At 29.2% G+C, this 15,784-nt stretch carries 12 protein-coding genes and 1 pseudogene; 2 read left to right on the forward strand and 11 right to left on the reverse strand.

All coding sequences use genetic code 11. The features are described from left to right. Nucleotides 1-762: 762 nt before the first annotated feature. The 11 genes from E4100_RS05050 to E4100_RS05095 all read right to left on the reverse strand — a co-directional run bounded on the left by E4100_RS05050 (nt 763) and on the right by E4100_RS05095 (nt 12,627). A complete protein-coding gene (locus tag E4100_RS05050; RefSeq protein WP_135270955.1) occupies nt 763-1,467 on the reverse strand; it encodes a 5'-methylthioadenosine/adenosylhomocysteine nucleosidase in 705 nt (234 codons plus the stop codon). A 186-nt stretch (nt 1,468-1,653) separates the two neighbouring features. After that, the gene (locus tag E4100_RS05055) at nt 1,654-2,046 is read right to left on the reverse strand and encodes a DUF2178 domain-containing protein (RefSeq protein WP_135270956.1); all 393 of its coding nucleotides are present in this window, start codon (nt 2,044-2,046) and stop codon (nt 1,654-1,656) included. Beyond that, nucleotides 2,036-2,245: a helix-turn-helix transcriptional regulator gene (locus E4100_RS05060; RefSeq protein ID WP_135270957.1), complete on the reverse strand. Its 210-nt coding sequence runs from the start codon at nt 2,243-2,245 to the stop codon at nt 2,036-2,038. Before E4100_RS05060 ends, E4100_RS05055 begins: the two co-directional genes overlap by 11 nt. A gap of 161 nt (nt 2,246-2,406) precedes the next feature. Further along, nucleotides 2,407-3,273, reverse strand: coding sequence for a MerR family transcriptional regulator (locus E4100_RS05065; protein ID WP_135270958.1), 867 nt, complete (start codon nt 3,271-3,273; stop codon nt 2,407-2,409). A 331-nt stretch (nt 3,274-3,604) separates the two neighbouring features. Continuing rightward, the gene (locus E4100_RS05070) at nt 3,605-4,300 is read right to left on the reverse strand and encodes a CPBP family intramembrane glutamic endopeptidase (RefSeq protein WP_135270959.1); all 696 of its coding nucleotides are present in this window, start codon (nt 4,298-4,300) and stop codon (nt 3,605-3,607) included. Nucleotides 4,301-4,409: 109 nt separating this feature from the next. Then, on the reverse strand, nt 4,410-6,029 hold the full coding sequence (locus E4100_RS05075) for a GTP-binding protein (RefSeq protein WP_135270960.1): 1,620 nt from the start codon (nt 6,027-6,029) through the stop codon (nt 4,410-4,412). A 121-nt stretch (nt 6,030-6,150) separates the two neighbouring features. Beyond that, entirely contained in the window at nt 6,151-7,734 is a 1,584-nt protein-coding gene (locus tag E4100_RS05080; RefSeq protein ID WP_135270961.1) for an ATP-binding cassette domain-containing protein, read from the reverse strand. A gap of 1 nt (nt 7,735) precedes the next feature. Then, complete coding sequence (locus E4100_RS05085) at nt 7,736-9,355, reverse strand: ATP-binding cassette domain-containing protein (protein WP_135270962.1); 1,620 nt, start codon at nt 9,353-9,355, stop codon at nt 7,736-7,738. A gap of 136 nt (nt 9,356-9,491) precedes the next feature. Then, the gene (locus tag E4100_RS09545) at nt 9,492-9,614 is read right to left on the reverse strand and encodes a hypothetical protein (RefSeq protein ID WP_282097109.1); all 123 of its coding nucleotides are present in this window, start codon (nt 9,612-9,614) and stop codon (nt 9,492-9,494) included. Between the two features lie 48 nt (nt 9,615-9,662). Then, a complete protein-coding gene (locus tag E4100_RS05090; RefSeq protein WP_209315283.1) occupies nt 9,663-10,757 on the reverse strand; it encodes an ATP-binding protein in 1,095 nt (364 codons plus the stop codon). 412 nt (nt 10,758-11,169) lie between these two features. Further along, complete coding sequence (locus E4100_RS05095) at nt 11,170-12,627, reverse strand: hypothetical protein (RefSeq protein WP_135270964.1); 1,458 nt, start codon at nt 12,625-12,627, stop codon at nt 11,170-11,172. Between the two features lie 151 nt (nt 12,628-12,778). Here E4100_RS05095 and E4100_RS05100 point away from each other — a divergent pair, with 151 nt between their 5' ends. Continuing rightward, complete coding sequence (locus E4100_RS05100; RefSeq protein WP_135270965.1) at nt 12,779-14,119, forward strand: ISNCY family transposase; 1,341 nt, start codon at nt 12,779-12,781, stop codon at nt 14,117-14,119. Nucleotides 14,120-14,506: 387 nt separating this feature from the next. Next, nucleotides 14,507-15,772 (forward strand): annotated as a pseudogene (locus tag E4100_RS05105) (type I restriction-modification enzyme R subunit C-terminal domain-containing protein); the annotation flags it as partial. Nucleotides 15,773-15,784: the final 12 nt, after the last annotated feature.

Genomic DNA, 15,784 nt, shown 5'->3' on the forward strand with positions numbered 1-15,784 from the left:
AATAGAGAAAGAAAGTCATCTTGATTTTGATTATAAAACTTATCAAAATCATTAGAAATATCACAAAGATTTAATTGCTTAGCTGAAACTGGCATAAGATTCTCCTTTCTGTTTTTGTTTTGAGTTATACACATTTTGACACTGTATATATACCCAAAATGGGGTGAATCTAGCCATTTCAATATAAACAAAGGCAGTAAATATGCGAGTTGGAGAGTTCTGCAACGAGCTACTTTTAATTCTATATAGGAGGATGCCGATTGTCTGTTTTATTTTTATAATAACATCCTCCTATTTTAACATACTAATCTTTTTTGTTATAATCAAAGCGAATCAATAATTGACAGCAAATTTTGACAGCAAATTTTGATAGGAATCCACCAGTTAAAATATAATATTGCTATTTTTGATATCAACTTTGGCACTTTCTATTGTATCCTTAAAATGGTTTATCCACTTTATATTCTATATTCTTTAATTCCATAATTCATATATGGTACAACAACACTTTTATAGTATTTTCCTTATCCCTGTTATAGACATTCTGCCAATCTATATCATTGACTATTTCCTCTCCAAATGAAAATGAAATTATTAAAACCTTATCATTAGAATTAATATATATCTCTACTATATCCATTGCCCAATTTTCGATAAAATCATATCACTAAATAGCATATTTACCATAGATATTCTCTCCTTAATCAAGCAGCATAATACTAATGCAACAAACTTATTTAGTTCAGCTTTTATAAATGATGTTCATCTAAACTCGGAAATACTTATTAAGTCTAACATATTCAATATAATCATTGCAGAGTTATTTGCTGCTATAATTTCAAATTCATCATAATTTAAAGTAGCATTATCATCTGCATTATCAGATATACTCCGTATGATAATAAAGGGTACTTCATTAATTTCTGCTACATGACCAATAGCTGCTCCTTCCATCTCCACACAATAAGGATTGTATCTACTTATAATCTTTTCTTTTAATTCATCTTCACAAACAAATGTTTCTCCAGTTACAATTCTACCGATATGATAATTATACTCTTTAGGTGACATATTTTCATAAGCTTTAACTGCTATTTCTACTAATTGCTTATTGGCGGTAAAAAATTCTTTAAAAGGAAAGTAAGTCTTCATCTGAGTTTGTCTAACATCATGGTATGTAACATTTTCTGAAATAACAATATCACATAAGCCCACCTTTTTATTCAAACTTCCACCAATACCAGTATTAATAATTTCTGTTACATTAAATCTATCAATTAATATTTGTGTGCAACTGGCAGCATTTACTTTCCCTATACCACATGAAGTTAAAATTATATTCAAGCCTTTATATTTTCCTATGTAGAATATAAATCCAGCATATTTTCTTTCATCTTCTATTATTATTTTATTCTTTATCAATTCTATTTCAATATTCATTGCACCAATAATTCCAATAGTTTTCAACTATACATCCTCCCTTATTATGCACTTATCTACATACACGTAACTACCATCATCCTAATATATTTATACTAAATAAATGTCAACTATTACTATTTAAGAACCAAAATCCCGCTAAATGCAAGTTAAAATAAAACACTTTTTCTAAATCAAAAAGAGTTTCCAAATAGGTTTAAGAGCTATTTACCCTTAATATCTTTTCTCATAAAAACGGCTGATAAAAATCATAATAATAGGATCTATAACTATCATGCTACCTGCTATAATAGCAGGTATGTACCATTCATACACTATAAATACAACTGTTATGATTCCAATGAATGAAATTAAAACAACTGAGTTCATAGCATTTACTTTATCTCTTATCATTTCATTTCTTTCATCTTTTGAGAGAATATTATATTCTTTATCTTTTGCAATCATTTTGTTATGAATGACATTTACATGTGTAATTGCGAGTACAAAAGAAAATAAAATAGTGACAGCTGTTTGAGTTGATCTATTTAAATCTAGAGTAAAAATAACTATTAGCAAAACTAATGAAATTAAGTATCCTAAATACCATTTTTTATTATTCTTCATTTTCATCCTCCTTGTAAATAAAAATTTCTTCAATTGGCACGCCAAAGTATCTAGAAATTTTAAATGCTAAAATAATTGATGGATTGTACCTGCCATTTTCTAGCGATCCAATTGTTTGTCTAGATACTTCAAGAGCTGATGCTAATTCTTCTTGGGTGATTCCTTTTTTCTTTCTAAGTTCTTCCAATTTGTTTTCCATATTACCTCCTAAAAAAGTAAAGCATGCTTTACATATATTATATCAATTATTTTTTTATATGTAAAGTATACTTTCCGTTTATATGAATTTAAATTTTCATGTTACATACAAAAAAGAGAGCAAGTCTTATTTGCCCTCTCTTCTTTTAAAAATAACAAAATTTATTTATAGTCAGGAAATCTCTCTAAAAATACCTCATTTGCTTTCAATAGATTTTCATAATATTTATCATATGATGGTGATAGTTTTCTCATAGCAGGTATAAATATGTCATTATATCCACTACTTTCTCCAAAAGCCTTCATAGTTTCCATTAGAATTCCATAAGGAGAGGATAAATATTCATCAGAATCCTTGAAATCTTGGTATTTTTTGATTTCCTCTGAGTAATCCATTAGAAATTTTTCAGGGTTTTCAATGCTTTGTAATTTGTTGTTTTCTATTTCTTCAATTCTGTCATCTGTCCAAAAATCTAGTGCCTCATCAATCTCATTTAGGATGTCATGTGGTAATTCTGGTGGATTTATGCTGTCTAAAAAATCAATAATTGTGTTATAAGCTTCTTCTTGTTCTTCTGTCTTGATGGGTTCTTCCAAAAATCTACTAAAATGAATTAAATAAAACCTCCCATAAAACCCTGGGAATATCTCTAATAGCCTTTCCTTTATAGATTTCTTTTTGTTTAATTCTCTAATTTCTTCATTTATCTCTTCTAAGTCTGCATTGTATAAAAGTTTTTCTAACAATTCAGTTTGTTTGTTCCTTAATTCATTTTCAATTTGTTTGTTGATAATACATTTTCTCAATTCTTCTTTGGAAAATTTTGATTCTGTGATTTTTCTTATTTCGTTTAATGATAATCCTAGCGATCTAAATAGACTCACTTCTTTTAATTTATTAACATCAGATTCGCTAAATTCCCTATACCCATTTTCATCCTGTTTTGGATTTATGATTCCTTTTTCTTGATAATAATTTATAGCCTTTTTTGTTAATCCAGTAATGTTTGCTACTTCATTTATTTTCATAAAAACACCTCCTAGATTAACTATAAGCTATTCCCTAAGGGATTAGTCAAATCAAAACTAAATTTATAATATTTTAATTTATAATTCTAATTATTCGACAATCGCTATAGCATTTAAGTCAATATTATTAAACTGATTTTTCAACATGTCATTGTGAGTGACCATTATAAAAGAATATTGACTAGACAATTTATCAACTAAAAAATTCATGTTGAATATAAGAAACAAGCCGCATAATTAATATTATCCAAAAGTCCGGATTAACGGGTTATCCTCAATTCCCCTGATACTTATTACATCAATATTTGTTGAAGAACAGTTATTGTTTATGTTAATTCTTATTTCTAAATTTTAACCTTAAAATATTAAAATATACAGATCCTGTAAGATTTATAAGAATATGCATTAATATACTCATCCAAAGTGAACGAGTTAGTAAAACTAAAAATCCTATTGCATTGCCTATAATGACAATCATAAAAAATCCAAAAATATAATCTTTGCTTAATTTAAAATTATATTCATAGTTGATATGAAATAAAGCAAATAATATGGAACTTATTATTACGAAAGGTTCTTCATATTTTATTATTGGAAATTTATTAAGTAAATTCATTAATATAATACCCCTAAATAATATTTCCTCAAAAATAGGAGTAATAAAGCAAAAATAATAAAACTCTTTACTATCCCAACTCAATGCTGCAGCACTTTTGAATAGATTCTGACTGTTTAAAGAGTAATATGCCAACAATCCCAGTATCCATGGAATTATATGCTTGAAAGCTTCTTTAATATATAAAATATCTCCCCAAGGTTTATATTCACCAGGTATAACAAAATTTAGTAATATTAGTAACACAGAGCCCCATATGAAAGTGAAAGGACTAGACCAAAGCCGCCTATTCTCACTTAGCCAATTTCCTTTATATAAAATCCTCTCTAAAATTGTATAGAGAAAAAATGCTAGTATTATAATTATCAATTTCATATAATCATTTTTCGTATGATTAATTTTAAAAACCATACTCTCCTTATATAATATATTTAGATTTTAGAGGAGAATCTATTTAACCTTTAACATAAGTTAACAATATGATCTGCAAAATTAATTAGTTCAGGATTATGCAAAATTATTATAAATATAGTATATCTTGCATGTCAATTATTGGTATTGATTTCCAAACATAATCACGAAATTTATCTAAATCTTTTAAAGCTAAATATCCTTCCGCATTATTACCATTATATACTGCTTTTTTCATAGAATTTAAAACTTGATAAGGGTTGTCAAGCCCTGAATATATTTTAATATGTGGTTCTAAAACTTTTGTATCTGTTTTACTTAAACATTTTTTTATAACTAAAGGACTTAACTTTCTAAAATCCGAAGGTGAACTTGCTACACTATCTATTTGTGCTGCTAGTAAAATAAATTTAACATCTGTTAATTCATTGCCTTTTTTCCCTAATACTTTAATATTATTCCTAATTCCTTCCTGAGCTCCAATTATATATGAATTAGGAAAATGACTTGTATTTAATTTACTCTCAAATGTAATGATATTATTACAGCCCTTTATAGGTACTAACTTATATTTCAAAGAAGCATAATAAGGATTTCCTTCTTCAAACATTCTTATCTCTGATATAACCTCTTCTAATATAGTTTCTTTCAAAGCTATTTTAGGTTTTGTAGTCTCACACAATATATTGAACCTTTCTTTTAAAATCCAGAGTATATAATCTATTAATAAATGGCCACTAACTCTACATGTTATTACATTATTATCCGCACTAACTATACTAAAGTTATTATTCTCTAATTCAATCATTTTAAAATATTTCATATAATTTTTATTATGGGATTCATATACTTTAAATCCAACAGTGTAAAGTTTATTTGGAAAATAATTAATTTTAAATTGATATCCATTTTCAGATATTATATCTCCTACTGCAACATTCGGTATATCCTTGACTACAGCTATATCATTTGCAGATACAATTTCACAATTATCCAAGCGTGTTCCATTTATACAAAATAAATTATTTAATTTTATTTTTCTAGAATTAATATTTATATGTTGTTTTATTCTAAGAGGTTGATTAAATAATCGAATATATATTTCATTTCCTGTTGAGTAATGATTCACTTTGTATACTAGTCCATATATGCCTCCTATAAAATTATTCACATTAAAACTTTCAATTGAATCAATTATCTTCGATATGTTTAATTTGTTTAATGCTGATCCATATATAATAGATATCACATTATCTAGATAATTGTTTTTCTGTAATGTACTAATTTTATCTTCTACTTCTTGCAAATTATCACAAAGATCTATTTTATTTATAAATAATATTATTGGTGTTTTTTCTCGTTTAAGCAATTTGATGACTTCATATATATACAATGTATTATTTTGATTACATGCTAATACAACTATTGCTAAATCAATTGCTTTAATTGTAATATTTACATTATTTATAAAATCAATATGTCCTGGATTATCTAATAAATTATACTTATTAGAATTTCGATAGAATGATACTGTGTTTTCTTTAAAGGTGATTCCACGCTTCCTTTCAATTTCTAAGTTATCAACTGTAGTATTTCCTGCCTTGATTGTACCAGAACTAGTTATTACCCCTAAATATTCCAACATAGCCTCTGTTAGTGTTGTTTTCCCACTATCTACATGTCCATAAATTCCTATATTTATCGTTTTAATAGTTTTTATACCATTCATATCCTAACTCCCCATATGGAACAAATAAATAATTATCATTGTATTTAGTTAGTTTTTTTATAAATTACCATCCTTAATGATTTCAAAACTAAATTTATAATATTTTAATTTATAATTCTAATTATTCGACAATCGCTATAGCATTTAAGTCAATATTATTAAACTGATTTTTCAACATGTCATTGTGAGTGACCATTATAAAAGAATATTGACTAGACAATTTATCAACTAAAAAATTCATGCTTTTATCATCTAGATTTGAGTCGAATTCATCTATTAATAATATATTAGGATTTGTAATTAAAGCACGTGCTATTGCTAATCTCTTTTTTTCTCCTTCAGATAATCCAATAGAATCTATATTTAACATATAGTTTAAATCATAGTTAATTTTCTTTAAATAATTATTTAGACCTACATATGAGAATATATCTAATAATATTTCATGGCTTATTTCCCTTCCTAACAAAACATTGTTAGCTAAAGTATCATTAAAAATATATGTGTTCTGTGGAATATATCCAATTTTATTTGTAAATAGTATATTCTCTTTATATATATTATAGTTATTAATCATAATATTTCCTGCACTTGGAGGCAATACTCCTATTATTGATTTTAAAATTGTACTTTTCCCTGTACCGTTATTTCCAGATAAAACGTAGTTGTTAGGAAAATCAAAAGATAAATTTAAATCCTTTAGTATGATATTATCATCATAACCTAAAGTGCAATCCTTTATGTTAATACTTTCAACATCTTCATCTTTTATTTGAAAGTTTACTATAGGATTTTCACAGATAAATTCATTTATTTTATCTTTTGATAAGAGTAGACTTTGTACTCCTCTATATAAACTTGTTATAGAGCTAAATAAGAACGTAAGCCCAGTAGAAATTTGTAAAATCATAAGTAGGGAGTTAAATGGCATTTTACCGATAGATATCAAATAACTTCCATACACTATAACTATTATAGTCAAAAAAGATTCCAACAAAATTCCTTCAATTATTCCCAATCTAGTTTTTAATTTACTATATATATGTTCATATTTGTTTAAATTTTTATTTAAATCTGTTAGTTTATTAGTTATATATTCTTCCATAGAGTACATTTTTATCGTTCTAAGATTATTTGACATTTCATATAGAAACTGGTTTCTCTCAGTTCTCCATTCTCTTATATCATTCATGATTTTTCTTAATTTCTTTTGAAAAAAAAGATTAATAATTATAAAGAAAACTCCACTCATTAATATAAGAAAAGCCATAACTATTGAATATCTACTTAATATTATAATAGAAATTATCCCTGCGATTATGGCCTGTAAGAATATTGCTAACGGCCAGCTATATAAGCTAGATACAGCTTCAGAATCTTGCTGGAGTAAAAATAGTCCTTTATTATTTTCTATATTTTTCCTAGCTTTTATTAGATGCTCCATGACATTAAGTTTTAATAATCTTCTGTATTTAGCTTCTGTATTCTCCATGATATAGCCCACTAAAGGGATAATTATCCAGAAATAAATGCATGCAATAACTATGATTATTAGTAATTTTAAATAATTTATATCTTTGCCAAATAAAATCATATAAATATAACCTAATAAAATATTAGCTAAACTAGTTTGAAGTATGTTTAAAATAAAGCTGATTATCGCTAAAGGATTTAAAACTTTCTTAAGTATTTTATTTGTATTCAAATTAAGCCTCCTTCATTAAGGTACCATCCATATTGAAAACATAATGACTGTCAAAAAATTCTCTTATGTTTTTATTATGAGTGATAACTATTATAGTAGAGTTAGCTTTTGTTATTAATTCATATACTTTGTCTATTCCACTAACATCTAGAGCAAAATCAGGTTCATCTAATAGCATTAACTTTCTTTGTGAAAACAAAGCTCTAGCAACTAAAACTCTCAATTTTTGACCACCTGATAAGTTTTGCCCATTTTTTTCTATATATTCTTTCTCTTTGCAGAGGCTTTTTAATTCTAAATCTTCAATTATTTTTTCTAATCTAATAGCTTCATCATCAGTCAAATCAGTTTTCAGTGCTATATTAAATTCCACACTTTCTTTAAAAAATTCTTGATGGTCATCTACAATAGCAATATTTCTATATATAGTTTTTTCATTTTTATATGGATCTACTCCAAATACTTTAACCTTTCCATTTGTTGGTTCTATTAGTCCATATATAAGTTTAATCAATGTAGACTTTCCTATACCTGAAGGTCCTGTGATAAGAACTTTTTCGTTTTTATTTATGGATAAATTATTTTGATTAAGAGTAGAGCTTGAATGGACTTCATAAGCAAAAGACATGTTACTGATGTCCACATGAATTTCCTCATTGTTTGCTGGAAGATTATTATAAGTTTTAGCAGTGTTAAGCTTAGTAAAGTTTTCTTCATATACATCCAATATCTTTAGTTCATAAACTATTCTTAAAAACTTAGTAAATGGTAAAGAAACCTGATTTGTCAATCCAACCATCATTATAAAATCTCCATAGCTTAACTCTCCATTTAATATTAGCTTTAAGGATACAAAGCTAAGTACCAATATAGGTAAATACTCGTTTATCAGCCCAGGTATATAAGATATGTACTTAACTTTTAAGGTTGATTTATCACTTGAATACATTATATTTAATAAGTCATCAAATTTGTTGAGCACATAGTCATATATACGTTGTGATCTAACAAAATCTTGATTTTGCATAATATCTTGTTCATATGAATTTAAGTTGTGAGTTATATTAATATTCGATTTTAATTCCTTTCTGATTTTCTCCGAAATTAATACATTAAATAAAGATGAAACTATAATTATTGGTATCAAAATTAACCCTATTGTATAATTTATTCTTATCATAAATATAAAAGAAAAAATAAATGAAATAGGGTAGAAAAATATTTTTTCAATATTTTTTTCTATGAATTGTTTGATTCTTAATCCATCTCTGGTCAGTATATTATTAATTTCATATCTTCCATAACTATCAAGCATATTTTGATTCATCATTGTTAATGAATTCATAGTGTTTAATAATAATTGATTTTCTGCAGTGTATGAAATCTTTGTTGACATATAATCCTTGGTTCTATCTATTACAATCTTCAATATAGTAAACCCTATAAAAAACATACCGATTTTTAGATTTAATTGTCTTAATACTAATGCTTCTTGAACTATATTCCCAGATAGGAAAATATTAAATAATGTTATAAAAACTGATATGAGTGATAAAACATAAAGATTTATAAGCTCTGTTGGCTTAATATACTTATATAAAAATCTAATATTTTTAATCAATCGCAAACCTCCATTTACTTTGATAAAAACAAAATAATATAGTAATGCAAAGATAGTAAAATCAGTGCACCAAATTCCTAGCTTTTTTTCATCAAGGGAGGATTCAAGATAACAATGCTTACATCTAAGATTACTTTTATTTGTTCTTTGTATTAAAAGTCTTTACTTCTTTCTTCATTTCAATTTCTGTCGATTCAAGTTTTGATACTTTTTTATTATTATTTTCTTTCTCAATAGATTCTAATTTTTCTTTTTTCATATTTTTGAATGAAATAGTTAATCAATTCTCTCATAATGTGAGATTAAATTATGGTTTTAAGGCTGTAATCGGAACCACATAAACCCCATCATCCCTTAAATATGCAGCCTTGCAAATTCCACAGACTACGCACATAACCTTTGGTGGTTTTCCACCATCAGCTATTACTTTGTTCTTTATTCTTATCAATGTATTTGCTGCTTCATCAATCTGATTGCTACCAAGCTTTATCTCTATGGCAATCCAGTCTCCATTCTCTAATTCTACAACTGAGTCGATCTCATCCCCATTATAATCTTGATAGTGATATAGCTTGCCATTAAAGGATTCTGCATAGATCCTCAAGTCTCTTTCACATAGTGCTTCAAATAGAAAGCCTAATGTGTTCAAATCATTAATAAGCATCTTCGGAGTTGCATTCAATAAGGCACAGGCTAATGAAGGGTCTACAAAGTGCCTTTTATCCATTTTTTTCAGTTTAGTTGATGATCGTATATTTGAAGAGAACGCCTTCTGATTCTCTATCAGGAACATTCTTTCAAAAAGAGTCAAATATGTTGAGATGGTATCTTCATCCAGATCATCTTCTTCGTGTTCCCTTATATCTTGTCTTAAAGTTCTCATTGAAACTGTTGTGCTTTCATTCCTGGCCAATGACCTAAGGAGAAGATTCATCTTCCGAGTGTTCCTATTGATCCCTTCAAGTCTATATATATCATGGTTGATAGTTGCATTTAAATATTCTCTTGCAAGAGTGGTATACTCCGATGCTTCAATACCTAAACTCCCTGGCCATCCCCCCCTTATTATTAGGTTTATGATCCAGTCTAAACTTGCCTCATCAACCCCAATGTTCTTGTAGTTCCCGTTGCAAATTTCAAAAAAGGAAATCAGCCCAGATGAATCCTTCGACTCGTACAAAGACATTGGTCTCATCCTTAAAGTTGATATTCTCCCTGCACCACTATGCAGAATCCCCTTTTGCGCAGGAGTAGCGGAACCTGTCAATATAAATTGCCCCTTTTTACCTCTTCGGTCCACTTCAAATCTTACTGCATCCCATAGTTCAGGAACTTCTTGCCATTCGTCTATCAACCTTGGTGTATCCCCCTCCAAAACTAGTTTGGGATCTATTTTTGCCAAAGACTTGTTCTGGAAATTTCCAGCAGGATCTCCCAGATTTCATTCGGTCACTTTTCCATTTTTCATTCGGTCACTTTTCCGTTTTATATTCGGTCACTTTTTTAATTTATGACTCTTGCATTAACAAACTATATAAACAAGAAGAGCTAAACACACTTACTAGAAGATTTGGCTGCTTTTATACTTTATTTGAATTTTCATAGTCTACTCCATGAATTCCTGAATAAATCCTGTTTCCCCAAAATTTCTCTAAATTTTAATCGAAAATTCCTCTTTCTGCAATCTCTTTTTTTATGTTCTTAAGTGTTGCAAGCTCCTCCTCTGTTGGAGACGCATCAAAATAGCCAGTTGATGGTGATAATTTTCTCATACTAGGTATGAATATGTCATTAATGGATTAGTCAAATCAAAATTATATTTTTTCTTTAAGTGTATTAATTACTTTTTCTTTAACATCCTTATTTAATTTATCTAGCTTTAGTTCATAGTTTATATAATCCCAGAAAGCCTCTACTATGTTTTCTTCATCAAAGTATATTACTACACCATTATCATTGGCGTCCCAAACAAATAATCCTACACCTTCTTTTAAATAAAAATTATAGTTCCTGACATTTTCGCCAGTTAGAAGCATTAGATTATAATCAGGATGGTTTTCTAATAAATAAATACAATTTTTTAAATGCAATAACAGCTCTTCACTAGAATGATATAAATCTTTCCCCGAAAGAAAATTATATGGTTTATTTTTAGAAAAATCTTCTTTTGATTCTAATATGTCGCTTTCTAGTATTTCAGTGAACGAATTTTTATTCAAAGTTTCAGGTAATTTAAGGATGTTTTCTTCATATATGTCTATAAGATCTTTAGGGAGATTTAAAGTTTGTTTGTCTGAAATAGAATTATATAATTCTATTGGCATAGTCAATATTGATGGATATGAGGATTTAAATACTGTATTTCTCTGAGTCTTTTCGAACTCAAATAATTTCATATAGTATTGTATCTTTGTCTTTTCCGTGAATATTTCTGCTAAAGGTTTACAAAGGGCTTTGTAATTTAAGTATTCTCTTTTTAATGCATCAATTGTTTTTTTATCAAAAGTCAATATATTTGCTGTGTTTTTTATTTCATAAAATACAGATGTTGCTTCTATTGCAGCGGTATTTGATGCAACAAACAATGTTCTTTGAAACACACCATCTCTTTTTTTAGGGTAATAATAGGGTTTAACATGGCCAGTTAAATAAAACGGCATCCATCCTCTAATTGCAGATAGCATCTCATCAAAGTTTCTTGTTATCGTGTGTATGATCTCGATTTCATTACCTTTTTCTATGACTTCATGCATGAGAATGCTCCATTCTCTAAAAAAATTTAGATCATCAATGAGCCAACTTAAGTTTTCATCACTAAATAAAAGTAATGTCTGGGGTTTTTCTTCTTCTATGACAAGATTTAGAAATTTCAAAGCAGCTTCTCTCTTTCCTTCAATACCGAAGTATACCTCAAAATCTTTTTGTATCATGCTCTTATCTATTCTCTCAGTCATTATATGTTTTTTATTTTCTTCATTCCCTAAATTAACATACCTAATCAAAATTGAGTCAATGCTTTCGTCATTTTCATCACTTAGCCATTGGATGATATTTTCTTTAAATGCTTTACTATCTTTTTCGGATTCAATTTTAAGCATTTTCGTAAAATACAAGGCTATCATGTCAATGTATTCGATATTATTAGGAAATTTTCTCTCTCCTCTTCTCAATCTACTTATATACGAGGGGTCTAATTTAAGGTAATGAGCAAGAGAACTGTTTTTGGTATTGGTTATACTCATCAACAAGTTTAATTTTTCATAAAATTCCATATTTTCACCCCATTCACATTTTATCTCTTAATATTACAAGTAAAAGATGTTTTTGTCAACTAAAATGACAAGAATTGTGTAGTTATTCTATGATAATGTCATATTAAATTTATTCTGATAAAATGTCAGTATGAGAGAGGAGATATTTAATATGACTCAAAAAGAAATATCTAGACTTAGAGTCATCAATCAAACTATTGATAGAATATTAACCATTCGTGAAGCTGCTGAGCTTTTAAACCTAAGTGAACGCCAAGTATTAAGGTTAAAGAAAGGGGTTGTAAATGAAGGACCTGCGTTCATTATCCATAAAAATAGAGGTAGAAAACCTAAGCATGCGACATCGGATGAAACTAAAGATTCAATCATCAGTCTTAAAAAAACAAAGTATAAAGAGGCTAATTTAAAACATTTTCAGGAATTATTAGATGAACATGAAGATATTAAAGTTAGCTATTCTACTGTTCATAGAATTTTGACTGATGCTGGAATTAAAAGCCCTAAAAAACATCGCAAGCGCAAAACACATCATAGAAGAAAAAGAAAACCTCAAAAAGGTATGTTGGTACAAATTGATGCTTCTCCACATATGTGGATTATTGGCAATGATTCTTTTCACCTTCATGGTGCTATTGATGATGCTACTGGTGAAATCCTAGCTCTTTATTTTACTCCTAATGAGTGTATGGAAGGCTATTTTGAGATAGTTAGGCAAATTATCTCAAAACATGGTATTCCTATTAGCCTTTATTCTGATTCTCATACTATATTTGTATCACCTAATAAAGGAAAATTATCTGTTGAAGATCAATTAGCTGGAAAAACTGTTAATTTAACTCAATTTGGTAGAGCTATGGATGAACTAGGAATTAATATCATTATTGCTAGTTCCCCACAAGCTAAGGGCCGAATTGAAAGGCTATGGGAGACTCTACAAAGTAGATTGCCTGTTGAATTTAAAATTCATGGTATTACTACTATGGAGGCTGCTAATGCTTTTTTAGATGAATTCATTAATGAATATAATGAAAAATTTAGTGTCTATCCAGAAAATCCTGAATCTGCTTTTAGACAACTGGATTCAAATATTAATCTTGACTATATTCTTTGTATAAAAGAAGAACGTATGATTATTGAAAATGCTGCTTTTTCTTATGGTGGTAAATATTATCAGCTTATGATAAATGACAAAATATCTAATGCATTACCAAAGACTAAATTAACCGTTTTAACTAGCAATAAAATTGGAGTCAAGGCAATGTATTCAAATGTGGTCTATGATACAAAGGAGTTAGATGAACGACCTAAAAAAGCAATTTCTAATCAGCCTAAGAAAAAGATTAGCCAGACTAAACCACCTAAAGATCATCCTTGGAGAAAACCTTATAACGAAAAAACCATACCCTATGTGGAGAAAAGTCTGTATGAAACAGATACAGAAATCGACGAGATCTTAAAAAGATTGTTCAACTCCACTAGAGCATGGTTATAAAGAGATCCCACTCTTTAGAATATCATACTCATTTTAAAGCTCTTTTTCAAGAGGTTTGTTTTCCTATGCCTATTTTAAATTATAAATTCACAGACACCATTATTTAAGCGTTTATGCCGCAAGAGCCTATTGATATGGGGTGGATCCCTCTGGTAAAATCTCGAGGCGGAAAGCCGCCTATTATGATACATTCCCGTCATAAGTTATTGCCCAGATGGATCAGAGGACTCATGTCAATAGGACTGTGGAATTAATACGGTTGTTATGTTCTAAATGTTGGTGACATTTTCATTGAATAAAACTCTATATTATTAGGTGACATTTTCACTGACTATTGACACTATTTTTTGGGGTACTTTTAGATTAACATAAACAACGGGCAAAGTTGATAAATACGGTTATGAAATAGAAGACCGAGAATACAATGTCAAGGACTATGATAGAAATCTGGTCATTGACGATCGAACAAGAGTGGTGGCATCCAAAATCACGGAGTTTCTGAGAAAAACAGATCGGTTTAGCAAGACAATTGTTTTCTGTGTGGATATTGAACATGCTGAGCGAATGCGCCAAGCCTTGATTAATGAAAATAAAGATTTATACGCTGAGAATGATCACTATATTATGCGGATCACAGGTGACAATGATATTGGGAAAGCACAACTCGAGAACTTCATCGATGAAGAAAGTACCTATCCAGTCATCGCAGTAACCAGTAAGCTTATGACCACTGGTGTGGATGCCAAGATGTGTAAACTTATTGTGCTAGAGAATAACATCAACAGCATGACCGAGTTCAAACAGATCATTGGTCGTGGCACAAGACTTCTAGAAGATTACGGAAAGACCTACTTTACAATTATGGACTTTAGAAATGCCAGCAGACTCTTTGCTGATCCTGCCTTTGATGGCAACCCGGTAATGTATAGAGAGCTTAGTGGTGATGATCCGGTAGATGATCCAGAAACACCCATAGACGAAGATGAAGAATGGACTGACGAGAATACAGGTACCGATGGTGTCAAAGAAAACGAGGGTGAATATGGAACAGGCGATGTTCCACCATTCGATGATGATGGTGAAGATAAACCGAGAAAATATTATGTTGGTGATGTCATGGTAAAAGTCCTTTCAGAAAGAGTTCAATACGTCGATAAAGACGGTAAACTCATTACAGAGAGCCTTATTGACTACACTAAGAAGAACATCCTCCAGCAATATTCAAGGCTGGATGATTTTCTACGCACCTGGACAGAAGCCGAGAAAAAACAAGCTATAATTGATGAACTACAAGATGATGGGGTGCTACTTGATGCAGTGCGTGAAGAGTTAGGAAAGTCTGAGCTGGATGACTTTGACCTCATTTGCCACATAGCCTATGACAAAGCACCACTGACAAAGAAGGAAAGGGCAGAAAATGTGAAGAAGAGACATTACCTGTACAAATACTCAGATGTAGCTAAAGAGGTTATTGAAGCCTTGCTTGATAAGTATGCCAATGATGGAATCAAAGAGATAGAAGATACAAAGGTGCTTCAACTCAAGGAGTTTCAGAAAATCGGCAGCCCAATGAAGATTATTAAAGCTTTTGGTGGTAAGGAAGCTTATCTTAAGGCAGTACAGGATCTGGAAAACGAAATATATTATGCATAAATAATAGAAAAG

Source organism: Soehngenia longivitae (genome assembly GCF_004684055.1).
Taxonomy (GTDB): Bacteria; Bacillota; Clostridia; order Tissierellales; family Tissierellaceae; genus Soehngenia; species Soehngenia longivitae.

What these genes read in the sequence shown, in the direction of transcription:
- E4100_RS05055 (WP_135270956.1), bottom strand. Translation starts at nt 2,046, where the DNA reads ATGAAGAATAATAAAAAATGGTATTTAGGATACTTAATTTCATTAGTT.
- E4100_RS05060 (WP_135270957.1), bottom strand. Translation starts at nt 2,245, where the DNA reads ATGGAAAACAAATTGGAAGAACTTAGAAAGAAAAAAGGAATCACCCAA.
- E4100_RS05065 (WP_135270958.1), bottom strand. Translation starts at nt 3,273, where the DNA reads ATGAAAATAAATGAAGTAGCAAACATTACTGGATTAACAAAAAAGGCT.
- E4100_RS05070 (WP_135270959.1), bottom strand. Translation starts at nt 4,300, where the DNA reads ATGGTTTTTAAAATTAATCATACGAAAAATGATTATATGAAATTGATA.
- E4100_RS05075 (WP_135270960.1), bottom strand. Translation starts at nt 6,029, where the DNA reads ATGAATGGTATAAAAACTATTAAAACGATAAATATAGGAATTTATGGA.
- E4100_RS09545 (WP_282097109.1), bottom strand. Translation starts at nt 9,614, where the DNA reads ATGAAAAAAGAAAAATTAGAATCTATTGAGAAAGAAAATAATAATAAA.
- E4100_RS05095 (WP_135270964.1), bottom strand. Translation starts at nt 12,627, where the DNA reads ATGGAATTTTATGAAAAATTAAACTTGTTGATGAGTATAACCAATACC.
- E4100_RS05100 (WP_135270965.1), top strand. Translation starts at nt 12,779, where the DNA reads ATGACTCAAAAAGAAATATCTAGACTTAGAGTCATCAATCAAACTATT.